A 25,393-nucleotide genomic window follows, 5' to 3' on the forward strand; every position below is an offset into this window, starting at 1 on the left:
TCACCGTCCGCGGAAGCTGGAACGCGCGGCATCGACGGCGAAGGCGACGAAGGCGTCGTCGGGGAAGCGACGGGCCAGAATCTCCAGGCTGGACAGCGCTTCCGGGCTGCCGGCCTCGGCCAGCGCCTCCACCGCGGCGAGGCCGACATTCACGTCGCAATCGCGCTCCATGACCCGTGCCAGCCAATCGGCGCGGTCCGGATGGGCGAGGATGCCCAGCCCCTGTACCGCGAAGATGCGCAGATCGGCGTCGGCATGGTCGAGCAGCGGCAGCAGCGCCGGGGCGGCGATCTCCGCCGGCATCTGCTGCAGGCTTTCCAGCGCCGCGTTGCGCAAGGCCGCATCCTCGCGGTCGAGGAACGGGACGATGGCCGCCGCCGCCGCGGGCGTGGCGATGCGGGCCAGCGCCGTCAGGATGGCCTCGCGCACGCCGGCATCGCCCTCCGCCTGAAGCCGGTGGGCGAGCGCCGCTTCGGCACCCGGCGGCGGGCTGTGGCCCAGCCCATGGGCGGCATCGCGGCGGACCGCGGCGTCGGCATCCTCCAGCGCGGCCAGCGGATCGCGCGCAACCCCGGTGTCGGCCGGGGAAACCTGCGGAGCGGCCTTCTTCTTCACAAGTCCCATGGCGTCACTCCCTAATCCTTCCTGCCCGGCGCGGGTCCGGCCCGCCGCGCGGCAGGCGACAGCCAGCGGGTCAGCTGGCCGGCGATCCGGTCCGACGGCAGGACGACGCCGGCACCGCCGCGCCGGATCAGCTCCTGCGGCATGCCGAAGACCACGGCGCTGTCCTCCGACTCCGCGATGGTGCGGCCGCCGCGGGCGTGAAGCTCGGTCATGGACGCCGCCCCGTCATTGCCCATGCCGGTCAACAGCACCCCGACCAGCCGGTCCGGCGGCAGCAGCCGCATGGCGCTGGTCACCAGCCGGTCGGCGTTGGGGTGCCAGGGCCGGTCGGGCGAGGACGGCACGCAGACCGCCTGCAACCGCCCGCCGCGCCGCGCCAGTTCCACGTCGGCGCCGCCGCGGGCGATGCAGATCGTGCCCGGTTCCAGCACCGTCGCCCGCTCCACCTCCACCACGCTCAGCGCGCACATCTCGTCCAGCCGCCGCGCCAGCGTCGCGGTGAAGGCGACCGGCATATGCTGCGCCACCACCACCGGCCAGGGAAAGCCGGCCGGCAGCAGCGGCAGGATGTCCTCCAGCGTGCTGGGCCCGCCGGTGGACACGCCGACCAGGACCACGCCCTCGACCTCCCCCTCCGCCACCGCCGTCACCACCGCCACGGAGGGCGGCGGCGTTGCCGGCGCCACGAAATCCTCTCCGGCGATGCGGGCACGGGCCAGCCGCAGCCGTTCGCGCAGGCCGTGCACCCGGCGCGGGCGGGAGGATGCGGCGGCGCGCACCGTCTCCACCAGCTCCTCACCGATGCGGCCGATAGAGCCGGCGGCCGGCTTCTGCACCGCCTCCACCGCGCCCAGCCGCAGCGCCTCCAGCGTCTCCCCCGCCCCCGCCCCGGTCAGGGCGGAGACCATGACGACCGGCTTGGGATGCTCCACCATGATGCGGGCAAGGCAGGTCAGCCCGTCCATGCCGGGCATGGTGATGTCCAGCGTCACCACATCCGGATCGACCTCCGGCAGGCGCGCCAGCGCCTCCTCCCCCGTCGCCGCGGTCTCCACCCGGAAACCGGCCTCGACCAGCAGATCCGCGATGCGCCGGCGCATCAGCGCGGAATCGTCCACCACCAGAACCGTCAGCACGCCGTCCCCCATCCGTCCGTCACCGCGGGGTAACGGGCAGCTCCGCCAGTCGGTCCATGTCGAGCAGGCTGTCCGCATCCATCAGCAGGATCAGGCGGGCGGCGCCGGCCGCATCCCCGGCCATATCCCCCGCCGCATCCAGCGACGCCACCCGGCGGATCAGCCGGCGCTGCGCCGCCGACACCGCCGGGGCCGGACCGATCCGCTCCGCCGGGACGGTCAGCAGGCCGGACAGCCCGTCGACCAGTAGCCCGACCAGCAGCCCGTCGCGCCCGACCACCACCACCCGCCCGCGCTCCAGCCCGGCAGGTCCACTCGTGGAAAGCCCACTCTTGGAGTCGGCAGCCGGCAGGTTGAGCAGCCGGCGCTGGTCGATCAGCGGCAGCACCTCGCCGCGCAGGGTCAGCACCCCAGCGACGAAATCGGGCGCATTGGGCAGCGGTGTGATGCTGTCGGGCCGGCGCAGCACCTCGCGCACGGCGGAGACCGGCAGGCCATACTCCGCCCCGGCAAGGCGGAAGACGACGAAGCGTTCCGCCGCACCGCCGATCCCATCGGGACCATCCGCAGGCTGCGCCGGTTCCATCCCGTCCCCCTGTCCGCCCGCTTCCGCAGCGCCGCCCTCTGCGCCGATTGCCGCGCCGTGGCGGAACAGCCGCTCCGCCGACAGCACCGACACCAGCCGCCGCCCGCCACCGGCCCCACCATCCGCCCGGGCGATGCCGTCCAGATCCTCGAATTCCGGCTCGCGGGCGAGCAGCGGCGGCACCGGGTCGATCAGCGCCGGGTCGATCCGCAGGATCTCGCGCACCTCGTCCACCAGCACGCCGACCGGCGCCTGCCCGCTCCCGGAGCGCACCACGACGACGCGGCGCCCGGCCGCCAATCCGCTGGGTTCGTGCCCGCCGGCCTCCTCCAGCCCAAACAGGGCGCGCAATCCCACCAACGGCAGCAGCCGGTCGCGCACCGCCATCACACCCAGCAGATGCGCCTTCGACCGCGCCATGCGGGTGACCTCGCGCGGGGCCGGCAGAACCTCGCGCACCCGGTCCACCGGCAGCGCGAATTCCTGTCCGGCGACCTCGAAGACCAGCAGGGCCTGCCGGTCGATACCGCCCTTGGCACCGCCCGCGGCACCGGTTCCGCCGGCCGGCACGGGACCGAAGCCGGCAGTTGCCGAGGCCGAGCCCCGGTCCGTCCGCTCCGTCTCCGCCGGATCGCCGAACTGGCGGTCGATCAGCGCATCCAGCTTCAGGATGGTGGCCGGGCCGTCGCGCAGCAGGCCGTCCAGCATGGCGGGGTCGAGCCCGCCTTCCTCCTGCGTCACCGGATCGATGCGGTCGGGCTCGCTGCGCAGGATGCCGGCCATCGCATCCACCCGCAACCCCACCGGCTGACCGCGATGCCCAACCAGCACCACCCGCGTCTCCCGCGTCGGCGCCGCGCCACCCGGCCTGCCCAGCGCCCCGGCGAGGTCCAGCACCGGCACCGCGTCGCCATGCCAGTGCGCCAGCCCGTCCAGGCTGGGCGGCCCCAACGGGATGCGCACCAGCTCCGGCAGCCGGATCACCGCACGGACCGCCGACAGCGGCAGGGCGAGGCGCAGGTCGGCGACCGTCACCGTGACGAAGTCGAGAACGCCGTCCGTCTCCCCGCCCGCGCGCCCGTCCGCCTCCCGGGGCACCTTCCCGGCCACGGCGGTCAAGCCGCGCCCAGCAGGCTGTCGGCCATCGCCGCGATCTCCTCGATCGCCGACGCCAGTTCCTCGGCTCCCTTCGCCTGCTCGCGCGCTGCCTTGGCCGCCTCAGTGCCGGCGAGGTTCGCGGCGGCGGCGGCGGTGGCCACCTGCTCCACCCCCACGCGGGTCTCGCGGAGCGCGCCGGTCGTCTCGGTGGCGGCTTCCAGGATTTCACGGCTGCCGGCGGTGACCACCCGCAGCTCCTGCGCGCTGGCGGTCAGGGTGACGCCGAAGGCGCGATGGCGCGCGATCTCCGTCACCGCGGTGGCCGACACCTCCTCCACGTCGCGGCGAACCCGCAGCATCTGGTCCTGGATGTCGCGGACGATGTCCTTCACCCGCTCCGCACTGTCGGCGCTGTCGCCGGCCAGCTTGCGGATATCGCCGCTGACCACGGTGAAGCCGCGGCCGAACTCGCCCGCCCGCGCCGCCTCGATGGAGCCGCTGACCGCCAGCATGCCGGTCTGGATGGCGACGGTGGCGATGGCGTCCACCACCTTGTCGATGCGCCGGCCGATCCGGTCCAGCGCGTCCAGCCGGTCCCCCGCCCGGCGGGAGGACTCCACCGCCTCCAGCATGCCGTCGGCCAGCCGGCCGATGGTATCCCGCGTTTCGCCCAGCAGCGCTTCCATCGAACCGCAGCGTTCCACCGACTCGCCGGCCCGGCCGGCGGCCAGCGTTGCCGCGGCGTCGATCTCCGAAATCGCCGAAGCCAGCTGGTGGGTGGCCGCGCTCTGCGACTGCGCTCCGCCGGAGATCTGGCCGATGGCGGTCATGATCTGGGCCGCCCCCCGGTTGATCTCCTCGATGGCGGCCGACAGTTCCTCGGCGGCCGACGCCAGCTCGTCGGCGGTGGCGGCGAGGTCGGCGGTGCCCTCCAGATCCTCGGCAATTTCCGACAGCTGGCCGGCGGCGCGCTGGCTCTGGTTGAGGGCGAGCGCCTGCTCGCCCGCGGTCCTCAGCGCCTCCTCGGCGGCGGCGGACTGTTCCTCGGCACTGGCGGCGATGGTCTCCGCCCCACGCAGGGCCTCGCGCGCCGCCTGATCGGCCTCGACCGCGGCGCGGATCGTCTCCTGCGCGCCCTGGACCAGGGTCGACATGTCCGACCGCACGCCTTCCAGCTGCTCGACGATCCGGCGGCCACGCTCCACTTCCGCCTTGGCCGCGTCCGACGAGGCGACGATGCCGGCGGCGATGGCGGCCACCGCATCCTGGATTTCCCCGACCATCGCCTGGATGCCGTTGGCGCTGCGCTCCGACCGTTCGGCCAGCGCCTGCACCTCGTCGGCGACGACGGCGAAGCCCTTGCCGGCCTCCCCGGCGCGGGCCGCCTCGATGGCGGCGTTCAGCGCCAGCAGGTTGGTCTGGTCGGCGATGGCGGCGACGCTCTGCACGATGGTGCCGATCTCGCGGGCCTGGGCCTCCAGGTCGCGGACCAGACGTACCGAGGCTTCCTGCCGTTCGGCGGCGCGGACGATGCCCTCGATGGAGGACAGGATCTGGCCGCTGACGTCTTTCAGCGTCGCCTGCAACGCCTCGACCCGCAGCACCGCCTGTTCCGCCGTGCTGCGCGAGCGGGTCAGGAGTTCCGACGCGCGGCCGATCATGCGCTGCGACTGCTGGGTGGCGCCGGCCGACTGCTCGGCTCCGGCGGCGATCTGCTCCATCGCCCGGCGCAGTTCCTCCGCCGCCGACGCCGCCTGGGCGATGCCGCTGGCCAGCTCGGTCGAGGCGGCGGCGATGCCGGCGGCGGCCTGCCGACGGCGCGAATCGGCGCGCGCCCGGCGGCGCTGCGGCACGCTCGCAGTGGCGGCGGCCGGCGCAGACTCGGCAGCGGAGACGGCGACGGAGCGGTCCGGACCTTCGTCGGCGGCATCGGCGCCGGGCTTGGTCCGGGCGGTGCGCGCCGTGTCGATCTTGGTCTTCTTGATGAGTGCCATCGTCCTTACCCGTCTTTCCGGCCGGTTGTTCTCGTTTCCGTCACGCCACGAGCCGCCCGATATAGCGGCCAAGCGTCGCCTGGAGCGCGCCTGCCGAGCCGGCGTCGAGCAGCAGGACCACCCGCCCGCCGACCACGACGCCTTCGCCGCCCGGCAGGCTGGTGCGCAGATCGATGTGGAACAGCACCGCGGCCCCCTCCGCCGTCGGAACCGTTCCCGAACAGCCCCGCAGCACCTCGGCCGCATCGCCGCGAAACACCGCCGGCAGGCCGGTCTCCACCGGTTCGCCCAGCAGGTTGGCGACCAGGGCCAGCGCACTGTTCAGAACGACGTTGCCGAGCTCCGCCAGCACCTCGTCCTCCAGTTCCGGCACGTCCTCGGCAGGAACGTCGGGCGGCAGGGCGGCGCGCACCAGGGCCATGCTGCCGGCCTGGGGGAAGACCAGCAGGGCGCAGCCCGCGAACAGGCCGTCCAGCGTTTCCGAAATGCCCACCAGCGGCGGCGTCAGCACCCGGTCCAGCAGCCCGGCCACCGTGTCCGGCGGCACCATGTCCACCGTCGGGACCGACAGGGTCACCAGCCCGCCCAGCATGCGGCCGAGCGCCGTCGATGCGCGGCCGATGCCGATGTTGCCCAGTTCGGCCAGCGCGTCGCGCTCCAGATCGCTCAGCATGGGGATGCGGTCACTCCTGCTGCGGCTGTGTGGGGCGGCGCAGCGGCAGGGCGGTGGAGTTCAGGAAGCGGACGACCTGCTCCTCCTCCAGCGGCTTGGGCATGAAGGCGGCGCCGACGCCGCGGATGCCGGACACCACCGCGTCCTGGGCATTGGCGGTGATGATGGCGATGTGGACGGCCGGATGGCTCCGGCGCAGCTTGGCCGCGGTCTCCACGCCGTTGTCGCCGGGCATGTTGTAATCGATGATCGCAACATCGACCGGCGTGTCCTGCAACGTCTTGAAGAGTTCGTCGCCGTTCGCAGCCTCGACCACCGTCCAGTCCGGCTTGTTGCGCAAGACCATGGCCCGCACATGCATGCGCGAAAGCTTGCTGTCATCGACAATAATTGCAGTCTTACTCAAGATATACGCCTTTTGGATGGATATCAGTCGAGGAAGCCTGACCTGGACCGAATTGAGCGCAAGTATACAGAATGAAATGTGCTGCGCCAGTCCCCTTAAATGTTCTTGGGATTTTGCCTGCGCGCCATCCGGCCGACTCATGCTATCGAAACGGCACCTCTTTTCCGATCCGGCCGCCGCCCCATGCCGCCCTCCGCCGCCTCCAGACTCTCGGCCAGACTGGCCGCCCTCCTGCGCGAGGCGCTGGCCCACCACCGCGCCGGCGATCTGGACGGGGCGGAGCGCACCTATCGCGCCATGCTGGCTGCCGACGGGCGGAACGCCGACGCGCTGCATCTGCTGGGCGTGCTGCACCACCAGCGCGGCCAGGATGCCGACGCCGTCCGCCTGATCGGGCAGGCCGTCGCGCGGCGCCCCGGCGTCGCCGACCAGCACGCCAACCTCGGCCTCGCCCTCCACGCGCTGGGCCGGCTGGCGGAGGCGGAGGCGGAATACCGCCGGGCGCTCGCGCTCCGCGACGCCTATGCGGAGGCGCACAACAGCCTGGGCAGCGCACTCCAGGACCAGGACCGGCTGGCGGAGGCCGGCGTGCATTACCGCCGCGCGCTCGACCTGAATGCCCGCTATGCCGAGGCCTGGGCCAATCTCGGCACGCTGCTGCGGGCGCAGGACGATTATGCAGAGGCCGAAACGGCGCTGCGCCATGCCCTGCGGCTCGACCCCGGCCATGCCACCGCCCTCACCAACCTCGGCGTCGTGCTGAAGGAGACCGGCCGCCCCGCCGAGGCCGAGGCGGCGCATCTGGGCGCCCTGCGGCTCGCCCCCGGCGATGCCGAGACCATGGTGAACCTCGCCCTGCTGCGCGAGGCCCAGGGCCGCGGCGACGAGGCGGAGGCGCTCTACGCCCAGGCCCTGATCCATGCCCCCGGCTTCGCCCTGGCCCGCTGGAACCTCGCCCTGCGGCTGCTCGGCCGCGGCCGGCTGGCCGACGGCTGGGAGGAGTACGAGGCACGCTTCGCCTCCCGCCGCGTGTCGGCCGGGCGCAGCTTTTCCCTGCCGGCCTTCTCCGAGTGGACTTGGGATGGCGCTCCCGGCCGGCGCCTGCTGGTCTGGCGCGAACAGGGGCTGGGCGACGAGCTGATGTTCGGCACCGCGCTGCCCGACCTTGCGGAGCGGTTCGGGCCGGAAATGCTGGTCGTCGAGGTCGATGCCCGCCTGACCGGGCTGGTCGGCCGCGCCCTGCCCGGCGCCACCGTGCGGGCGCAGACGGCGGATCCTGCCCCTGCCCCCGCCCCTGCCCCCGCCCCTGCCCCCGCCGATGCAGATGCGCATCTGCCGATGGGATCGCTGCCCCAGCTGCTGCGCTCCGGCCTCGCCGACTTTCCCGCCCGGCCCTCCTGGCTGGCGCCCGATCCGCTGCGGCTGGCGGAGTGGCGCGACCGGCTGGCGGCGTTGGGGCCAGGCCTGCGCGTCGGCCTCTGCTGGGGCAGCCAGAATATGCTGGGGGAGCGCAAGGCCTCCTACACCACGCTCGCCGGCTGGGCGCCGCTGCTGACCTTGCCCGGCCTGATCCCGGTCACCCTGCAATATGACGGGCGCGAGGCGGAGATCGCCGCCGTCGAGGCGCAACTGGGCCTGCGCATCCGGCGCTGGCCCGGCACCGACCTGAAGAACGATCTGGAAGGCGTGGCGGCGCTGATCGCCGGCCTCGACCTCGTGGTGACGGTGGCGAGTTCGGTCGGCGAGATGGCGGGCGCCCTGGGCGTGCCGGTCTGGCGCTTCGGCCCGGCCGGCGACTGGACCGCGCTCGGCACCGGGGTGCGCCCCTGGTTCCCGTCGATGCGGCTGTGGAGCGCCCGCCCCGGCGAGGGGCTGCCGGACGTGCTGGCGCGCATGGCGGCGGAATTGCGCCGGCTGGCCCCGCCTCCTGCCCTGCCGCCAGCTCTGCAGATCGAGGAGTGGCTGGCCGAAGCGCGCGACCTCCATGGATCCGGCCGCTGGCCGGAGGCGGAGAAGGCCTATCAGCGCATCCTCGACCGGGGCGGCGAGGTGCCGGCGGCCCTGGAGGGCTACGCCCTGCTCGGCCAGCAGGCCGGCCGCCCCGACATCGCCGACACCCTGCTGACCCGCGCCATCGCGGCGGAGCCGAGCGCCGACCGCCACAAGCGCCGCGCCCTGGCCCGGCAGGAGATGGGCGCCCTTGCCGACGCCGAAGCCGACTGGCAGGCCGCCGCCGCGCTCGCGCCCGAGGATGTCGAGGCGCTCGGCAATCTCGGTGCCCTGCGGCTGTCCCGCGGGGCGGCTGCCGAAGCGATGGAGGCGACCGACGCGGCGCGGCGCCTCGCCCCCTTCCATGCCGGGCTGTGGATCAATGCAGGGCTGGCACGGCAGGCGATGGGCGGGGCGGGCCGGCCCTTCCTCATGCGGGCGCTCGCCCTCGACCCCGCGGTCGCGGAGGCCTGGACCGCCCTGTCGGCCGAGGCCCTGCGCAACCCCGACCGTGCCGCCGAAGCGGAGCGTACCGCCCGCCGGACCCTGCACCTGCGGCCCGGCGACCCGGCGGCGGTCAGCAATCTGGGGTTGGCCGCCCTGGCGCTCGACCGGCCGGCGGAGGCAGTCGCCCATCTGCGTCTGGCGCTCCAGGGCCGCCCCGGCGATCTCGCCACGCTGGGCAACCTCGCCCTGGCGCTGGAGCGGGCGGGCGATGGCGCCGCCGCCGGGCTGGCCTGGTGGCGGGTGATCCTGTTCGCACCCGGAACCGGCGCCGGCTGGGCCGGGCTGGCCGATCTGCGGCAGCGGCAGGGCCGGCTAGACGCCGCGCTGAAGGGCTGGGGCCGCGCCCTGGCGCTGGAGCCCGGACGGGCGGAGTGGCGCTACAACCAGGGCAACGCCCTGCATGCCGCCGGACGCCCGGTCGAGGCCGATGCGGCCTACCGGCAGGCGGTGGAGGACGACCCGGCCCTGACGCTCGCCGCCTTCAACCGCGGCTATGCGGCGCTGGCGCAGGGCGACCTCGCCGCCGGCTGGACCGGTCTGGAGGCGCGCTTCGCCGCCGGACAGGCACTGCCCGACCGCCGCTTCCGCATGCCCGCCTGGGAGGGCGGCGAGCTGACGGGAAAGACGCTGCTGGTCTGGCGCGAACAGGGGGTGGGCGACGAGCTGATGCACAGCGCCTGCTACCCAGACCTGATCGCACGCACTCTCTCAGGCGCAGGCCGGGTCATCGTGGAATGCGAGCCGCGTCTGGCGGCGCTGTTCGCGCGCTCCTTCCCGCAGGCGACGGTGCGCGCGGCGACGGAGGATCCGGCGGATGCCGACTGTCACGTCCCGGCCGGGTCGCTGCCATTGCAACTGGGCTGGGGGCTGGAGAGCTTTGCGACGCAGGGCGGATGGCTGCGCGCCGACGAGGCGGCGGTGGAGCGGTGGCGGGGCTGGTTGGGTGGCACCGGCTCCGCCCTGACCGTAGGCCTGTGCTGGCGCAGCGGCCTGCGCGGCGCGTTGCGCGACGCCAACTACGCCCCGCTGACCGACTGGGCGCCGATCCTGACCCTGCCCGGCCTGCGGCTGATCACTCTGCAATATGACGAGTGCGAGGCCGAACTGGCCGACGCCGAGCGGCGGTTCGGCATCGCCATCCACCGCCCGCCGCTCGACCTGAAAAACGACCTCGACGGCGCCGCCGCCCTGACCGCGGCGTTGGATCTGGTGATCTCCGCCGGAACCTCGGTGGCGGAGATGGCCGGCGCGCTGGGCGTGCCGGTCTGGCGGATCGGGCCGGCGGGGGACTGGACGGCGCTCGGCACCGGCTGCCGGCCCTGGTATCCGTCGATGCGGCTGGTCTGCCCGGAACAGGGCGGCACGCTCGGCGACGCGCTCGGCGCCGCCGGGCGTGCCCTCGCCAGCCTCGGAACGCGGGTTCTTTAGAAAGCGGGAACCACGGCGTTCTTGAACTTGGTGAGGATGAACTCCTTCGCCTCGGGGCTGTTGTAGGCCTTCACCAACTTGGCGACCCAGGGCTTGTCCTTGTCGGCCTTGCGGACGGCGATGACGTTGGCATAGGGGCTGTCGGCCGCCTCGCGGGCGATGGCGTCCTTGACCGGGTCGATGCCGGCTTCCAGCGCGAAGTTGGTGTTGATGGCGGCGGCGGTCACGTCGTCCAGCGAACGCGGCAGCTGGGCGGCGTCCAGCTCGACGATCTCCAGCTTCTTTGGGTTCTCGACGATGTCGATGGGCGAGGCCTTCAGGGTGCCGCCGTCCTTCAGCTTGATCAGGCCCTTGGCCTGGAGCAGCAGCAGGACGCGGCCGCCGTTGGTCGGGTCGTTCGGAATGGCGAACTTGGCACCGGCCGGCAGCTCTTCCAGGCTCTTCACCTTCTTGGAATAGATGCCGATGGGATAGACCACCGTCTTGCCGACGCTGACCAGATCGAAGCCGCGGTCCTTCACCTGGTTGTCCAGGTAGGGCTGGTGCTGGAAGCTGTTGGCGTCGAGATCGCCGCCGGCCAGCGCCTGGTTCGGGATGACGTAGTCGGTGAATTCCAGGATCTGGATGTCCAGCCCGTCCTTGGCGGCGATGGGCTTCACCGCTTCCAGGATCTGGGCATGCGGACCGGCGGTGACGCCGACCTTGATGGTCTCGGCGGAAGCACCAAGCGCGATGGCCATGGTGGCGGCACCGGCCAGCAGCGAAGCCAGCGAACGGAAGCGCAGCATCTCGAACACTCCTCGGTTTCTTGAGTCAGGTCTTTTGGGGGGTCAGGACTTCAGATTGCGTTTGTTGACGCGGCGGGCGATCAGGTCGCCCGTCGACTGGACGATCTGCACCAGCACGATCAGCACGATCACCACCGCCAGCATCACCTCCGGCAGGAAGCGCTGATAGCCGTAGCGGATGCCGAGGTCGCCCAGGCCGCCGCCGCCGACGGCGCCGACCATGGCGGAATAGCCGACGAGGCTGACCGCCGACAGGGTCAGGCCGGCGACGATGCCCGGCAGGGCTTCCGGCAGCAGCACCTTGCGGATGATCTGGAACGGCGTGGCGCCCATCGCCTGCGCCGCCTCGACCAGACCGCGGTCGACCTCGCGCACCGCATTCTCCACCACGCGGGCGATGAAGGGGGCGGCGGCGACGGTCAGCGGCACGATGGCGGCGTTGGTGCCGATGGAGGTGCCGGCGATCAGCCGGGTGAAGGGGATGATCGCCACCACTAGGATGATGAAGGGGGTGGAGCGGGTCATGTTGACCACCGCCCCCATCACCTTGTTGAAGGCGAAGTTCTGCAACAGCTCGCCCCGGCCGGTGACGGCCAGCATCACGCCGATGGGCAGGCCGATCAGCGTCCCGATGGCGCCCGACACCGCCACCATCTGCAGCGTGTCGATCAGCCCCTTGATCAGCAGGTCAATGATTTGCGGGGAGAGCATGGCCCAACACCTCGACACCCAGATTGTTCTCTTTCACCAGCGCGATGGCGGCATCAACCTTGGCCTGCTCGCCCAGCGCCTCCACCACCAGCGTGCCGAAGGGCGCGCCCTGGATCTCGTCGATCTGGCCGTGCCAGATGTTCAGGTCCAGGTTCAGCTGGCGGCTGATGGCGCTGATGACCGGGGTGGTCGCCTTCGCGCCGGTGAAGGTGATGCGCAGCACCGGGTTGCTGCCCTGGCCGGGCCGGGGCGACAGCCGGTCGCGCAGGCTGTCGGGGATGCCGCGGTTGATGACGGGATCGACGAAGCTGCGGGTGGTCGGGTGCTTGGGGTGGGCGAAGATGTCGAAGACCGGCCCCTGCTCGATCACCCGGCCGCCTTCCATCACCGCCACCTTGTGGCAGATCTCCTTGATGACGGCGATCTCGTGGGTGATCAGCACGATGGTCAGGCCGAGCCGCCGGTTGATGTCGCCCAGCAGATGCAGGATCTGCGTCGTCGTCTCCGGGTCGAGCGCGGAGGTCGCCTCGTCCGACAGCAGCACCTTCGGCTTGCTGGCGAGCGCGCGGGCGATGCCGACGCGCTGCTTCTGCCCGCCCGACAGCTCTGCCGGATAGCGGTCGCGCTTGTCGGCCAGCCCGACGAGGTCGAGCAGCGGCTCCACCGTCTTGCGGATCTCCGCCCTGGCCATGCCGGCCAGTTCCAGCGGCAGCGCCACATTGTCGAAGACGGTGCGCGAGGACAGCAGGTTGAAGTGCTGGAAGATCATGCCGATGGAATGGCGGGCCTTGCGCAGTTCCGCCGCCGACAGGGCGGTCATCTCCACCCCGTCCACTTTGACGCTGCCCGAGCTCGGGCTTTCCAGCAGGTTGACCGTGCGCAGCAGCGTGGATTTGCCGGCGCCGGACCGGCCGATAATCCCGAAGACCTCGCCACGTGCGATGGAAAGGTCGATGTCGGCCAGCGCATGGACCGGAGCCCCGCCGCCGCGCGCCGCATAAGTCTTGTGAATGTTTGTTAGCGTTATCATCTTTTAATCGGCAAAAGGGGACGTCCAGCGTCCCCCAGCCTCCCTCACCACGTCGGAATGATGGAACCGTTGAAGCGCGTTTCGATAAACTGCCGCACTTCGGGCGAACGATACAGCGCAATGAAGCGCTTGATCGTCGGGTCTTCTATGCGATCCTTGCGGACCGCCCACACCAGGTTCCACTTGGACTGGTCGTCCTCCAGCACCAGGGCCTTCTTCGGCTCCAGCCCGGCCAGCACGGCATAGTTGAGGGTGATGACCGACGCATCCACGTCGTCGAGCGAGCGCGGCAGCTGGGCGGCGTCCAGTTCCACCAGCTTGATGCCCTTCGGGTTCACCACGTCGGCGATGGTGGTGTTGAGGCTGGCCCCCTCCTTCAGCCCGATCACGCCGGCCTTGGCCAGCAGGAACAGGGCGCGGGCGCCGTTGGTGGGATCGTTGGGGATCGACACCGAAGCGCCCGGCTTCAGGTCGGCCAGCGCCTTCACCTTGCTGCTGTAGACGCCCATCGGCACCACGACGCTCTTGGCGACGGAGACGATGTCGTAGCCGCGCTGCTTGACCTGATTGTCGAGGAAGGGCTGGTGCTGGAAGTTGTTGGCGTCGATGTCGCCGGCCTGGAGCGCCGCATTGGGCATGTTCCAGTCGGTGAACTCGATCACCTGCGCCTCGATGCCCTCCTTGGCGGCCAGCTTGGCGGTGAATTCCAGGATCTCGCCATAGGGGCCGGCCGACACGCCCAGCTTCAGCGGGGCGGCGAAGGCGGAGGTGGCGGCGGTCAGCAGGCCGGCGGCGACGGCCACCGACATCAGGATACGCTTCATCGGGACTTTCCTCAGGATTTTCAGCAGCAGGCTTTTGGGGCGGGTTTCTTGGCGGCGGGCTTTGATCGGGGATCAGCGGCGGCGTGTGTCCGGCAGCCGGCTGTAATGCTGGTGGGCGGCGCGCTGGGCCTGTCCGACATTGCGGAAGACGCGGCGGTCGAGATCGCGGAAAGCCCAATCGGACACGAAGAAGGTGAAGCCGCCGCGTTCGGCGACGACGATGCCGGCAGAGCGGCCCTGGACTTCGATGGCGTAGGCGTTGGCGTGGGACATGGCGGAATGCTCCCCCCAGATGGGTTTGGGTGCGCGGCTGCCCTCGTCATGGCGGGGCGGCGGCGCAAATGCGTTCAGGACCCGATCGTCAGGATCGGCGGATGTGCGGGATGGGCGCTGTGTTTCTGGGCCGCGAGGTCAGCGGCAACACAGGCCCGAACGCATCATGCAGGCCGGGAAAGCGGTCCGAAGCGCGGATGGGGGAGCGGAAACTCGCGATGTCATTCCGGTCTCTCCTTCTTGAAGAGGTCCACGACCGGTATCGTGGCGCTTTAGCGTTTGGTGACGCGGCGCAAGCTGCAGAAGTCAAATTGCCGCGGGATGCCCGGCGGGGCGTCCATGGATTTTTATCTACCCTTTCGATGGAGTTTGGTCAAACCCATTTTTTCATTTTGTGTGAAATTCCTCATTGAGCATATTTTTCTCGTTAAACCTCGCAGGCGCGACAGTGACAGGTGACGGGCGCCTGGAATGTGCTATCTATCGCGTCGATGGTTCATCCGGGGCCCCCACACCGCCCCGGCGAGCGATGCGAGGAGAGTGTTTTGTCCGCCGATACCAGCGCCCTGGGCTTGCCGGCCGCCGAGGTTCCTGTCGACGACCAGCTCGTGCTGGCCCTGCCCAAGGGCCGCATCCTGAAAGAGCTGCGCCCGCTGCTGTCCCATGCCGGCATCCATCCGGAGCCGGCCTTCGACGACGACAAGAGCCGGCTTCTTCGCTTCGCCACCAACGTGCCGAACCTCAGCATCATCCGCGTGCGCTCCTTCGACGTGGCGACCTTCGTCGCCTTCGGCGCCGCCCATCTCGGCGTGGCGGGCAACGATGTGCTGATGGAGTTCGACTATCCGGAGATCTACGCGCCGCTCGACCTCGGCATCGGCGCCTGCCGGCTGTCGGTCGCCGAACCGGCGGAGATGCTGGAGAGCGACGATCCGTCGCGCTGGAGCCATGTGCGCGTCGCCACCAAATACCCGGAGGTGACCAAGCGTCACTTCGCCGCGCGCGGCGTCCAGGCCGAATGCGTCAAGCTGAACGGCGCGATGGAGCTGGCGCCGACGCTGGGCCTGTGCCGCCGCATCGTCGATCTGGTCTCCACCGGATCGACGCTGCAGGCCAACGGGCTGGTGGAGGTGGAGCATATCGCCGACGTCACCTCGCGCCTGATCGTCAACCGCGCCGCCTTCAAGACGCGGACGACCGAGATTTCTCAGTGGATCGACAAGTTCCGGGAGGCGGTGAATGCCCGTCAGGCTTGATATTCGCGACGCGGACTTCGCCGCCGGGTTCGAGGCGCTGCTGCACGCCAAGCGCGAGGCCAGCGAGGATGTCCAGACGCTGGTCGCCGGCGTCATCGATCAGGTCCGCAGCCGCGGCGACGCGGCGCTCATCGACTACACCGCCCGCTGGGACCGCCAGACCCTGACCGCCGACACCCTGCGCATCGGCCGGGACGAGATCGACGCGGCGACGGCGAAATGCTCGGCGGAAACGCTGGAGGCGCTCGACCTCGCCGCCGCGCGGATCGAGGAGTTCCACCGCCGCCAGATCCCGGAGGTCACCGACTACCGCGACGCCGCCGGCGTGCGGCTGGGCGCCCGCTGGACGGCGGTCGGCGCCGTCGGCCTCTATGTGCCGGGCGGCACCGCCTCCTACCCGTCCTCGGTGCTGATGAACGCCCTGCCGGCCAAGGTGGCGGGCGTCGAGCGCGTCGTCATGGTGGTGCCAACGCCGGACGGGGCGATCAACCCGCTGGTGCTGGCCGCCGCCAAGCGCTGCGGCATCGACGAGATCTACCGCATCGGCGGCGCCCAGGCGGTCGCGGCGCTGGCCCACGGCACGGCGACGATCCGGCCGGTCGACAAGATCGTCGGCCCCGGCAACGCCTTCGTCGCCGCCGCCAAGCGGCAGGTCTACGGCCTCGTCGGCATCGACAGCATCGCCGGCCCCTCGGAGATCCTGGTGGTCGCCGACGGCCACAACGATCCGGCCTGGATCGCCATGGATCTGCTGTCGCAGGCCGAGCACGATACCTCGGCCCAGTCGATCCTGATCACCGACGATGCCGCCTTCGCCGATGCAGTCGCCGCAGCGGTGGAGAAGCATCTGGAGACGCTGCCGCGCACGGCAATCGCCGGCGAAAGCTGGCGGGAGCACGGCGCCATCGTGCTGGTCGGCGACCTGATGGCCGACGCCCCCGCCCTGGTCGACCGGCTGGCGCCGGAGCATCTGGAGCTGGCGGTGGAGGATCCCGACGCGCTGGCGGCGAAGATCCGCAATGCCGGCGCCATCTTCCTCGGCCGCTACACGCCGGAGGCCATCGGCGATTACGTCGCAGGTCCCAACCATGTGCTGCCGACGGCGCGTAGCGCCCGCTTCTCCTCCGGCCTCAACGTGCTGGACTTCATGAAGCGGACGACCTTCGTCGCCTGCGACGCCGACAGCCTGCGGGCCATCGGCCCGGCGGCGGTGACGCTGGCGATGGCCGAGGGGCTGGAGGCGCATGCGCGCTCCGTCGCCCAGCGGCTGCCGGGTTACAAAGACTAAGAAGCGGCTTCTGGGAAGCGGCCACTGGCAAACGGGGAGGCGGGGCGTGACGACGGCAAAGGGCAAGCGGCGCATCACCCATGTGACGCTCGACGAGCGGAGTGTCGTCCGCCACAAGCCGGAGGTCGAGCATGAGCGCGCCGTCGCCATCTTCGACCTGCTGGAGGACAACGAGTTCTGCCCCTGCGACTTCACAGAGGACGGGCCGTACCACCTGCATCTGTCGATCGAGGACAACCGGCTGGTCTTCGACATCCGGCGCGAGGACAACAGCGAACTCGACCGGCTGATGCTGCCGATCACCGGCTTCCGGTCGATCGTCCGCGACTATTTCCTGATCTGCGAGAGCTATTACGCCGCCATCAAGCGGTCGACGCCGTCGCAGATCGAAGCCATCGACATGGGCCGCCGCGGCCTGCACAACGAGGGGTCCGAGATGCTGCGCGAACGGCTGGCCGGCAAGGTGGAGATGGACCTGCAGACCGCGCGCCGGCTGTTCACGCTGATCTGCGTCCTGCACATTCGCGGCTGACGGACCGGGCAAGGCCATGGCGGCGACCCCGGTCCTCACCCCTCTGCCGGTCACGAGCGTATTGTTCGCCTGTACCTACAACATGATCCGTTCGCCGATGGCGGCGGCGATGATGCGCCATTACCACGGCACCCGTGTCTATGTGGATTCCGTCGGTGTCCGCGAGGGCGACGAGGTCGATCCCTTCGCCGTCGCGGTGATGGAGGAGATCGGCATCGACCTGTCCAAGCACCGCTGCCGCACCTTCGAGGATCTGGAGGACACCAACTTCGACCTGATCGTCTCGCTGTCGCCGGAGGCGCAGCACCGCGCCATCGAGATGACGCGCACCATGGCCTGCGACGTGGAGTTCTGGAACACCTTCGACCCCACCCTGGTCGATGGCACCCGCGACGCCATGCTGGAAGCCTACCGTCAGGTCCGCGACGGCCTGATGGCCAAGATGAAGCAGCGCTTCCCGCTGTCCCGCGGGCCGACCGTCTGACCGTTCGGCGGTTTGCCGGCGGTCAGACGGCCCGCGCCGGCCGCGTCCGCTTCTTCTGCCGCCAGCGCACCGCCCCGGTCGCCAGCAGCACTGCCGGCAGCAGACCGGCCACCGCCACCAGGATGCGGCAGCACAGGCCGAAGCACTCGCCGTTGTGCAGCGGATGCTGCCAGCCGAAGAAGGCGTCGCCGAAGGTCCAGCGGGTGGGGTCGCGGACATCCATGACCGTGCCGTCGCCGCCATTCACCCACACGCTGGTCTTGGGAAAGCGCCAGCCGGGTTCGCCGGTCTGGAACAGGCGGATGTGGTAGGCGCCGCCGCCCTGCCCCGGCACCTCGACCCAGCGCGGTTCGGCCTGCGGGAAACGGGCGAGCGCCGCGGCGAGCGCGGCATCGGCCCCCACTGCGGCTCCCACTGCCGTCCCATCCTGGGCGGATACGAGAACGGGCGGTGCGGTCATCGGCGACAGCCGTTCCACCACCGGCTTCACCCAGTCCGGCCGCTCCATGACGATCCCCGTCACGATCAGCGGCAGCAGGACGACGAGGCCATAGACGCCCGCCAGCACATGGATGTCGAACACCTGCCGGACGAAGCCGGAGCGCAGGCGCGGTTGCAGGGCCCGCCCCCATTTTCCCGCCGCCGGCCACCACAGATAGACCCCGCTGGCAAGGATCAGCAGGCTGCCGATCCCGCCCAGCGCCAGCACCAGCTGTCCGCCCTCGCCGGCCAGCAGCAGGTAATGCAGGTCGTAGACCCAGGTCATCGCCGTCCGGCCCCAGAAGCGGGAGGACAGCACCTCGGCGCTGTAGGGGTTCACCGCCACCATCAGCGGGGCGAAGGACTTGCCCGCGGTCTCCTCCGGCTTCATGTAGCGGGCCATGATCGGATGGTCCGGCCCGTCGGGAAGCTCCAGCCGCCAGCCGCCGCCGCGGGCCGGATGGGCCTCGCGCAGGGCCTGCACCACCCTGTCGAGCGGGACCGGAGCATTCCGCCCGGCCTCCTGCCCGGCCGGCAGTACCAGTTCCGGCGTCAGCATGCGGTCGATGTCGACATAGAAGACCAGCAGGCTGCCGGTCAGTGCGGTCACCGCCAGCAGCGCCCCCACCGCCAGTCCCAGCGTCAGGTGCATCGTCAGCAGAAAGCGGCGCACCCGCTGCCGGGAAACGCCGGAAAGGAGGCCGATCCCCCAGCCGGCCGGTGCGACGCTGCCCGTCCGTGCCGGCCTGACCCTATGCTCGCTTTCCGTGTGCATGGCGGAAGTTCCCTTGACCCCAGGTCGGCGCAATGCCGCAAACCTCCCCGAAGCACACCCCACCGGCCTTGACGGCCGTCAAATGCTCGCACAGGCTCTGGTCTGTCGAACCGCCCACCACACGGGATGGTCGGTAATAAATTTGGTATTTTGCAACTTTTTGCGCGGCTCCGTGTTCACTTCGCATCCCCGCCAGTGCTATTGAGCTGTGTCATCGCAACGCGCCGCGCGCCGCCTTAGGCTCGGGGGGCGTAGACGAACATTCCCGCGGAGAGCCGTCATCCATGCCCGCAGGTCCGATGCACCGCCTGCTCCGCGCCTTCAGCCCGCGCAGCCTGCGCGCCCGCCTGATGGGCGTGGTGCTGGCCTCGCTGGCGCTGCCGCTGGGGGGGACGCTCTATCTCGCCGACCAGCAGCTCGACGACCACATCGACGCGGCGCGCGAACTGGCGCAGCATCTGGCCGACGACGGGGTGGAGCGCCAGCACGACCTGATCGGCGAAGCGCGCAACCTGCTTGGCGTTCTGTCGCTGGTGCCGGCCATCCGCAACGCGACGATGGACCATACCGACGCCTGCGTCGCCACCCTGGCGCCGATGCCGCGCCAGCACCGCTGGACCACCGGCGTCTGGCTGACCGACGCCGACGGCAACATCATCTGCGACACCACCGGCCCCGGTGCCGGCATCACCCTGCGGGAACGCGAATATTTCCAGCGCGTTCTGGACACCAAGAGCTGGGTGGTCAGCGATTTCATCATCGGCAAGCGCTCGCTGAAACCGCTGATCATCGTCGCCAGCCCGATCATCGAGGATGGGCGGATCATCCGCGTCATGGGCGTGGCGGTGGACCTCACCTGGCTGACCGATCTGGTGAAGGTGCTGAAGCAGCCCGACGCCCGCGTCATGGTGCTGGACCGCCACGGCGTGATCGTGGCCCGCCAGCCCGACCCGGAAGGCTGGCTGAACCGCAACATCGGCAACATGCCGCATATCCGCCAGATGCTGAGGGAGAAGGACGGCACGCTGGATGCGGAAAGCGCCGACGGCCGCGGCCGGCTGTGGGCCTTCCGCCATTCGGACGAGACCGACACCGTCTTCGCCGTCGGCATGCCGACCGGGCCGATCATGGCGGAGGCCCGGCGCGATCTGTGGCAGAGCCTGGGCCTGCTCGCCATTGCGGCGCTGGTCAGCGTCACCGCCCTGTGGGTGCTGCTGCGCGCCTCGGTCCTGCGCTGGGTGTGGGAACTCGGCACCGCGGCCACCCGCATCGGCGACGGCGGCGGCGGCACCGTGATCGAGGCGGACCGCGCGCCCCATGAATTCCGCGTCGTCTCCCATGCCTTCAACAACATGTCGCGCCGCCTGAAGCAGCGCGAGCAGGAACTGCGCTCCGCCATGGAGGAGGCGCGGGCCGGCAGCCGCGCCAAGGAGGAATTCCTCGCCACCATGAGCCACGAGATCCGCACGCCGATGAACGGCGTGATCGGGTTCGCGGAAATGCTGCTGGAAACCCCGCTGACCGCCGAACAGCGGCGCTACGCCTCGCAGGTGCGCGATGCCGGGCGGTCGCTGCTGACCGTCATCAACGACGTGCTCGACCTGTCGAAGCTGGAGGCGGGGCGGCTCGATCTGGTCAGCGTGCCCTTCCGGCTGGACGATCTGGCCGACCGCTGCGTCGCCATCGTCCGGCTGGCCGCGGAACAGAAGGGGCTGGAGTTGCAGACCAGCATCTCGGCAACCGCCCGCGGCTTCGTCATGGGCGACCCCGACCGGCTGCGCCAGCTCCTGCTGAACCTGCTGAGCAACGCGGTGAAGTTCACCGACCGCGGTTCAGTCCGCCTGACGGTGAAGGCGATCGAGGACAGCGGAAAAAGCGGAGGGCGCATCTGCACCTTCACCGTCACCGACAGCGGGATCGGCATCGCCCCCGAACGGCAGCGCGACCTGTTCCAGCGCTTCACCCAGCTGGAGCGCGGACGCGGCGGCACCGGGCTGGGGCTGGCCATCTGCCGCCGGCTGGTGGAGCTGATGGGCGGCGAGATCGGCATGGAAAGCCAGCTCGGCACCGGCAGCACCTTCTGGTTCTCGCTGCCTCTGCTGCCCGCCGGCAGCGCCGCGATCCAGCCCGACAACGCCATCCTGTCCCCTGTCGAGTCCGGCGGTGCCGGCGCCCGCATCCTGCTGGCGGAGGATCTGGCGATGAACCGCGATCTGGCGGTGACCATGCTGACCAGGGCCGGCCATCGGGTCGATGCGGTGGACGACGGCGCCGCCGCTGTGGCCGCGGTGCAGGAACAGCCCTACGACCTCGTGCTGATGGATGTGCAGATGCCGGTGATGGACGGGCTGGAGGCCACCCGCCGCATCCGCGCCCTGCCCGGCCCGGTGAGCCGCATTCCGATCCTCGCTTTGACCGCCGGCGTGATGCAGATCGAGGTCGAGCGCTGCCTGCAGGCCGGCATGAACGCCCATCTGGCCAAACCTCTGGAAAAATCCAAGCTGCTGGCCGCCATCGGCCGTTGGGCGCGCGTCGCGCATCTTGACGATCCGCTGCCCGACGATCCGCTCCCCGGCGAGGGTGAGGATGAGGCCGGGAACGACGCCCCGCGCCCACAGTTGATCGCACATCGCTGACGAGTCGGTGCTATAGTGCCTGCACCCGTCCGGCCATGCTCACGCTCGTGGGCATGGAAAGACGGGGCTTTCTCCCGGCAGGCTCGGCCGGTCCGTAGCGAAGTGTGTGCCATGAAGGTTGCGCAGCCCCCTCTCGCCCCCGTTCCGGAGCGCAAGCCCGACGCTTCCCCCGCGCTCACCGACGGCACCGTCGGCGAGCCGTCCTTCCGCGACACGCTGGTCCAGACCAGCCGGACCGGCGCCGGAACCGTGCCGGTCGGCCGGCCGGCGAACGGCCAGAAGACGCCGCCCTTACCGGCCGCCAAACCGCCGGCCCCGATCCTGCTGAGCGACGGGACCCAGGTTCCCCTGCCCGCGGCCAAGCCGGTCACCCCCATCCGCCTCGCCGACGGCAGCATTGTGCCGGTTCCCGCCGCCAAGCCCGACGCGCCGGTCCTGCTGGCCTCCGACTCCGTGTCCGCGGAGACCGCAGCGCCGCGCGCGCCCCTGCCGGGACTGAAGCCGGCGGTACCGGCCCAGGCCCAACCGGCCCAGACAACGCCCCCCCCAAGCTCCGCCAAGGTGGCGGAGGCGGTGAAGGCCGTTGCGGCCGAGGATCCGACCGCCACGCGGGTGCTGGTCGCCTCGCAGCAGGTTGCCGGCCTGTCGGGCCACAGCTTCACCGCCATCCTCGCCCAGGCGACCCAGGAAAGCGGGCTGGACAGCGCGGCGAAGAACAGCCGCAGCTCCGCCGCCGGCCCGTTCCAGTTCCTCGAATCGACCTGGCTCGACCTGTTCCGCCGCCACGGCGCCGCCTATGGCCAGGGCGAACTGGCCTCGCACATCCAGGTCCGCAACGGGGTGTCCAGCGTCAAGGACCCGGCGATCCGCCGCCAGATCCTGGAGCTGCGCCACGACGTCGACCTGTCGGCCGGCATGGCCGCCCGCTATCTGGCCGAAGGGCGGGAGGCGCTGGAGAAGCGGCTGGGCCGCCCGGCCAGCGAATCGGAAAGCCGCATGGCCTATGTTCTGGGCTCCGGCGGGGCGGCGAAGCTGATCCGCGCCGCCGAATCGACGCCGGGGGCGGTCGCCGCCGACCTGTTGCCCAGTGCCGCGAAGGCCAATCACAACCTGTTCCACGACAGATCCAGCGGCCGCGCGCTCAGTGCGGCGGAAACCGTCGGCCGCCTGACCCGCCGCATGGAGATCGACCAGCGCGAGATGTTCGCGGCGATCGGCAAGGCGATGGACCAGCCGCGCCGCCTGGAAGAAGGCGGTGCATCGCCACTCAACCCCTACCAGTCGGTCTGACGGGACGCGGCTCAGGGGGCATCTCCGGCACGCAACGCGGGTCTGCCCCGCGCGAATGGCTGCGGCCGAACGCATCGGCGGTGGGAATCCCCCTTGACCCGGCGGCCTTGGAAGGTCAGTTATTGCCGCGAAACTATTAGGACGGACATAAGGGCCTATGGCAAAGGAAGATCTGATCGAGTTTTCCGGGACCGTCGTCGAATTGCTTCCGAACGCGATGTTCCGGGTGAAGCTCGACAACGATCACGAGGTTCTGGCGCACACCTCCGGCAAGATGCGTAAGAACCGGATTCGCGTCCTGGCGGGCGACCGCGTCAATGTGGAAATGACGCCGTACGACCTGACCAAGGGCCGCATCACCTTCCGGTTCAAGTAGCATCCTTGCTGCATCGCGGTTCCCCGTGACGATCCCGTCCAAGGCGCCCCGGCTGGTGCTGGCTTCGGCCTCGCCCCGCCGGCTCGACCTGCTGCGCCAGATCGGCATCGTGCCCGACGCGGTCGATCCCGCCGATCTCGATGAAACGCCGCTGCGCGACGAACTCCCGCCCCAGCACGCCCTGCGTCTGGCGGCGGAGAAGGCGTCGTGCGTCGCCGCGCGCCATACCGGTTCGTGGATTCTCGCCGCCGACACCGTGGTCGCCTGCGGCCGCCGCATCCTGCCCAAGGCCGAACGGGAGGAGGAGGCGCGACGCTGCCTGTCCCTGCTGTCCGGCCGGCGGCACCGGGTGATCGGCGGCATCGTGCTGCTGGTGCCCGACGGGGATGGCCACCGCCGGATCGACCGGCTGGTCCGCACCGACGTCACCTTCAAGGTGCTCGACCGGTCGGAGACCGACGCCTACATCGCGTCCGGCGAATGGAAGGGCAAGGCCGGCGGCTATGCCATCCAGGGCCGGGCGGGGGCGCTGGTGCGCTGGATCGGCGGCTCCTACAGCAATGTCGTCGGGCTGTCGCTGCACGAGGTCGCCGGCATGCTGCACGGCGCCGGCTTCCCGCACCCTCCGATCCCCCATCCGAACGATGAGCAGGCTTGAGCTGCTGGTCGACCGCGACGGCCCGCTGACGCGGGCGGCGGTGCTGACCGATGGCCGCCTGACCGACCTGCACATCGACCATGCCGGCCGCCCGTCGCTGCTCGGCGCCATCATCCTCGGCCGGGTGGAGCGCATCGCCACCGGCCTGAACGGCGCCTTCGTCGACCTCGGGAACGGCCTGTCCGGCCTGCTGCCGGCCGCCGACGTGCGCCGTCCCATCCTCGACGACGACTCCCCTCAATCGCGTCCCCATCGGCCGGGCGCCAAGCAGGCCCCCATCGGCGCGCTCCTGCGCACCGGCCAGCCGGTGCTGGTGCAGGTGAAGGCCGATGCCGCCGGAGCCAAGGGTCCGTCGCTGACGATGGACATCACCCTGCCCGGCCGGTTCCTGGTGCATGCCCCGCTCGGCCGCGACATCGCGGTGTCGAAGCGCCTCGGCTCCGGTCCGGAGCGTGCCACGCTGGCCCGCCGCATCGAACAGCTCGCCACCGGCGCCGGCTGGATCGTGCGCGCCGGCGCCGCCCAGGTATCCGACGCGCTGCTGGCCGCCGAATCGGAAGCGCTGCACCTGCAATGGCGCGCCATCCGCGACGACGCCCGCGCCGGCTCCGCCCCGCGCCTGCTGCATCCCGGCCCCGACGCCCCCACCCGCGCCCTGATCGAACAGGGAGCCGCCGCTCCGGCCGCCATCCTGGTCGACGACCCGCCGCCCACAGACGGGATCAGAATCGGCGACGGACCGCTGCTGTCGAGCTTGTGCGACTGGTGCGGCCACCACGCTCCCGACCTGCTGCCGCGCCTCGCCGGCCACACGGACGCCCAGCGCCTGTTCGACCTGCACGACCTCGACTCCGCGATTGCCGGGCTTCTCGACGTCCGGGTGCCGCTGCCGCTCGGCGGTTCGCTGGTGATCGAGCGGACGGAGGCGCTGACGGTGGTCGACGTGAATGCCGGGGAGCGCGGCAACCCCTTGGACGTCAATCTCGACGCCGCGGCGGAGATCGCCCGCCAGCTTCGCCTGCGCAATGTCGGCGGCATCGTGGTGGTGGATTTCGTCAACATGCGCAGCCGCGGCGATGCCGAGCGTGTGCTGGCCGCCTTGTCGCAGGCGGTGGAAAGCGACCCGGTGCAGACCCAAGTGTATGGCATGTCCAAACTGGGCCTGGTCGAACTGACCCGGACCCGCCGCGGCACGCCGCTGGCGGTCCTGCTGCGGCCCTGACTGCTTACAGTTCGTTACGGAGGCCTTCCCTTGTCCGACCCTCGCTCCCCCGGCGCACCGCAGCGCTCCCAGCCCCATGCCCAGGCCGGCACCAAGGCGGGCACCAACTGCCCGATCTGCGGCCGCCCGACCGAGCCGGCCACCCGCCCCTTCTGTTCCAAGCGCTGCGCCGACATCGACCTGTCGCGCTGGCTGGGCGGAGTCTACCGCATCGAAGGCCCGGAAACCGCCGATGTTCCGGGCGGATCCGACCCTGACGAGGGGCTGTGAGAGGGGTCGAAAATTTTTTGAATTTTCCTCTGGACAGCCCGTCCGAACCTCTCTAAAAA

Annotated in this window: 23 protein-coding genes; 11 read left to right on the plus strand and 12 right to left on the minus strand. The window is 70.8% G+C overall.

The features are described from left to right. Genes VH569_RS32245 through VH569_RS32270 form a run of 6 tightly spaced genes read right to left on the minus strand, consistent with a single transcriptional unit; the run spans position 1 to position 6,517 of the window. Positions 1-624 carry a HEAT repeat domain-containing protein gene (locus VH569_RS32245; protein WP_423321005.1) on the minus strand — a complete coding sequence of 208 codons (624 nt, stop codon included), beginning with the start codon at positions 622-624 and terminating at the stop codon, positions 1-3. 11 nt (positions 625-635) lie between these two features. Further along, complete coding sequence (gene cheB / locus VH569_RS32250; protein ID WP_423321069.1) at positions 636-1,760, minus strand: chemotaxis-specific protein-glutamate methyltransferase CheB; 1,125 nt, start codon at positions 1,758-1,760, stop codon at positions 636-638. 19 nt (positions 1,761-1,779) lie between these two features. Continuing rightward, positions 1,780-3,456 (minus strand): chemotaxis protein CheW, encoded by a 1,677-nt coding sequence (locus VH569_RS32255; protein WP_423321007.1) that lies wholly within the window; start codon positions 3,454-3,456, stop codon positions 1,780-1,782. A 5-nt stretch (positions 3,457-3,461) separates the two neighbouring features. After that, a complete protein-coding gene (locus VH569_RS32260) occupies positions 3,462-5,438 on the minus strand; it encodes a methyl-accepting chemotaxis protein (RefSeq protein ID WP_423321008.1) in 1,977 nt (658 codons plus the stop codon). A gap of 40 nt (positions 5,439-5,478) precedes the next feature. Then, positions 5,479-6,111, minus strand: a complete 633-nt coding sequence (locus VH569_RS32265; RefSeq protein WP_395457651.1) for a chemotaxis protein CheC — start codon at positions 6,109-6,111, stop codon at positions 5,479-5,481. A 10-nt stretch (positions 6,112-6,121) separates the two neighbouring features. After that, positions 6,122-6,517, minus strand: coding sequence for a response regulator (locus VH569_RS32270; RefSeq protein WP_423321011.1), 396 nt, complete (start codon positions 6,515-6,517; stop codon positions 6,122-6,124). A gap of 183 nt (positions 6,518-6,700) precedes the next feature. Between VH569_RS32270 and VH569_RS32275 the strand changes: the two genes are divergently transcribed. Continuing rightward, positions 6,701-10,441, plus strand: coding sequence for a tetratricopeptide repeat protein (locus VH569_RS32275; RefSeq protein WP_423321013.1), 3,741 nt, complete (start codon positions 6,701-6,703; stop codon positions 10,439-10,441). Here the strand turns inward: VH569_RS32275 and VH569_RS32280 are convergent. The 5 genes from VH569_RS32280 to VH569_RS32300 all read right to left on the minus strand — a co-directional run bounded on the left by VH569_RS32280 (position 10,438) and on the right by VH569_RS32300 (position 14,067). Further along, positions 10,438-11,229, minus strand: coding sequence for a MetQ/NlpA family ABC transporter substrate-binding protein (locus VH569_RS32280; protein WP_423321015.1), 792 nt, complete (start codon positions 11,227-11,229; stop codon positions 10,438-10,440). The two genes, VH569_RS32275 and VH569_RS32280, sit on opposite strands and share 4 nt — an antisense overlap. Positions 11,230-11,271: 42 nt before the next feature. Continuing rightward, positions 11,272-11,940: a methionine ABC transporter permease gene (locus VH569_RS32285; protein WP_098736071.1), complete on the minus strand. Its 669-nt coding sequence runs from the start codon at positions 11,938-11,940 to the stop codon at positions 11,272-11,274. Then, positions 11,918-12,970, minus strand: a complete 1,053-nt coding sequence (locus VH569_RS32290) for a methionine ABC transporter ATP-binding protein (RefSeq protein WP_423321017.1) — start codon at positions 12,968-12,970, stop codon at positions 11,918-11,920. The genes VH569_RS32285 and VH569_RS32290 overlap by 23 nt, the downstream gene beginning before the upstream one ends. Before the next feature lie 44 nt (positions 12,971-13,014). Next, entirely contained in the window at positions 13,015-13,794 is a 780-nt protein-coding gene (locus VH569_RS32295) for a MetQ/NlpA family ABC transporter substrate-binding protein (RefSeq protein ID WP_423321018.1), read from the minus strand. Positions 13,795-13,866: 72 nt separating this feature from the next. Further along, the gene (locus tag VH569_RS32300) at positions 13,867-14,067 is read right to left on the minus strand and encodes a hypothetical protein (protein ID WP_045583820.1); all 201 of its coding nucleotides are present in this window, start codon (positions 14,065-14,067) and stop codon (positions 13,867-13,869) included. A gap of 545 nt (positions 14,068-14,612) precedes the next feature. Between VH569_RS32300 and hisG the strand changes: the two genes are divergently transcribed. Genes hisG through VH569_RS32320 form a run of 4 tightly spaced genes read left to right on the plus strand, consistent with a single transcriptional unit; the run spans position 14,613 to position 17,627 of the window. Then, the gene (hisG, locus tag VH569_RS32305; protein ID WP_423321019.1) at positions 14,613-15,323 is read left to right on the plus strand and encodes an ATP phosphoribosyltransferase; all 711 of its coding nucleotides are present in this window, start codon (positions 14,613-14,615) and stop codon (positions 15,321-15,323) included. After that, positions 15,307-16,611, plus strand: coding sequence for a histidinol dehydrogenase (gene hisD, locus VH569_RS32310; RefSeq protein WP_423321021.1), 1,305 nt, complete (start codon positions 15,307-15,309; stop codon positions 16,609-16,611). Before hisG ends, hisD begins: the two co-directional genes overlap by 17 nt. A 46-nt stretch (positions 16,612-16,657) precedes the next feature. Next, positions 16,658-17,143, plus strand: a complete 486-nt coding sequence (locus tag VH569_RS32315; RefSeq protein ID WP_098736075.1) for a UPF0262 family protein — start codon at positions 16,658-16,660, stop codon at positions 17,141-17,143. A 16-nt stretch (positions 17,144-17,159) separates the two neighbouring features. Further along, positions 17,160-17,627 carry a low molecular weight phosphatase family protein gene (locus tag VH569_RS32320; protein ID WP_109450592.1) on the plus strand — a complete coding sequence of 156 codons (468 nt, stop codon included), beginning with the start codon at positions 17,160-17,162 and terminating at the stop codon, positions 17,625-17,627. A 22-nt stretch (positions 17,628-17,649) separates the two neighbouring features. On the opposite strand, the gene VH569_RS32325 is transcribed toward VH569_RS32320, so the two are convergent. Continuing rightward, complete coding sequence (locus VH569_RS32325) at positions 17,650-18,882, minus strand: PepSY-associated TM helix domain-containing protein (RefSeq protein ID WP_423321024.1); 1,233 nt, start codon at positions 18,880-18,882, stop codon at positions 17,650-17,652. Positions 18,883-19,166: 284 nt separating this feature from the next. Here VH569_RS32325 and VH569_RS32330 point away from each other — a divergent pair, with 284 nt between their 5' ends. The 6 genes from VH569_RS32330 (at position 19,167) to VH569_RS32355 (ending at position 25,334) form a co-directional block, all read left to right on the plus strand. Further along, a complete protein-coding gene (locus VH569_RS32330; RefSeq protein WP_423321025.1) occupies positions 19,167-21,518 on the plus strand; it encodes an ATP-binding protein in 2,352 nt (783 codons plus the stop codon). A gap of 111 nt (positions 21,519-21,629) precedes the next feature. Further along, positions 21,630-22,808, plus strand: a complete 1,179-nt coding sequence (locus tag VH569_RS32335) for a lytic transglycosylase domain-containing protein (protein ID WP_423321027.1) — start codon at positions 21,630-21,632, stop codon at positions 22,806-22,808. Positions 22,809-22,965: 157 nt separating this feature from the next. After that, on the plus strand, positions 22,966-23,184 hold the full coding sequence (gene infA / locus VH569_RS32340) for a translation initiation factor IF-1 (protein ID WP_012977999.1): 219 nt from the start codon (positions 22,966-22,968) through the stop codon (positions 23,182-23,184). 25 nt (positions 23,185-23,209) lie between these two features. Further along, positions 23,210-23,842: a Maf family protein gene (locus VH569_RS32345; protein WP_423321029.1), complete on the plus strand. Its 633-nt coding sequence runs from the start codon at positions 23,210-23,212 to the stop codon at positions 23,840-23,842. Beyond that, positions 23,829-25,064 carry a ribonuclease E/G gene (locus VH569_RS32350; protein ID WP_423321031.1) on the plus strand — a complete coding sequence of 412 codons (1,236 nt, stop codon included), beginning with the start codon at positions 23,829-23,831 and terminating at the stop codon, positions 25,062-25,064. The genes VH569_RS32345 and VH569_RS32350 overlap by 14 nt, the downstream gene beginning before the upstream one ends. A gap of 30 nt (positions 25,065-25,094) precedes the next feature. Then, positions 25,095-25,334 (plus strand): DNA gyrase inhibitor YacG, encoded by a 240-nt coding sequence (locus tag VH569_RS32355; protein ID WP_423321033.1) that lies wholly within the window; start codon positions 25,095-25,097, stop codon positions 25,332-25,334. Positions 25,335-25,393 lie beyond the last annotated feature (59 nt).

Source organism: Azospirillum sp. 11R-A, assembly GCF_049472615.1.
In the GTDB taxonomy this organism is placed as follows: Bacteria; Pseudomonadota; Alphaproteobacteria; order Azospirillales; family Azospirillaceae; genus Azospirillum; species Azospirillum palustre.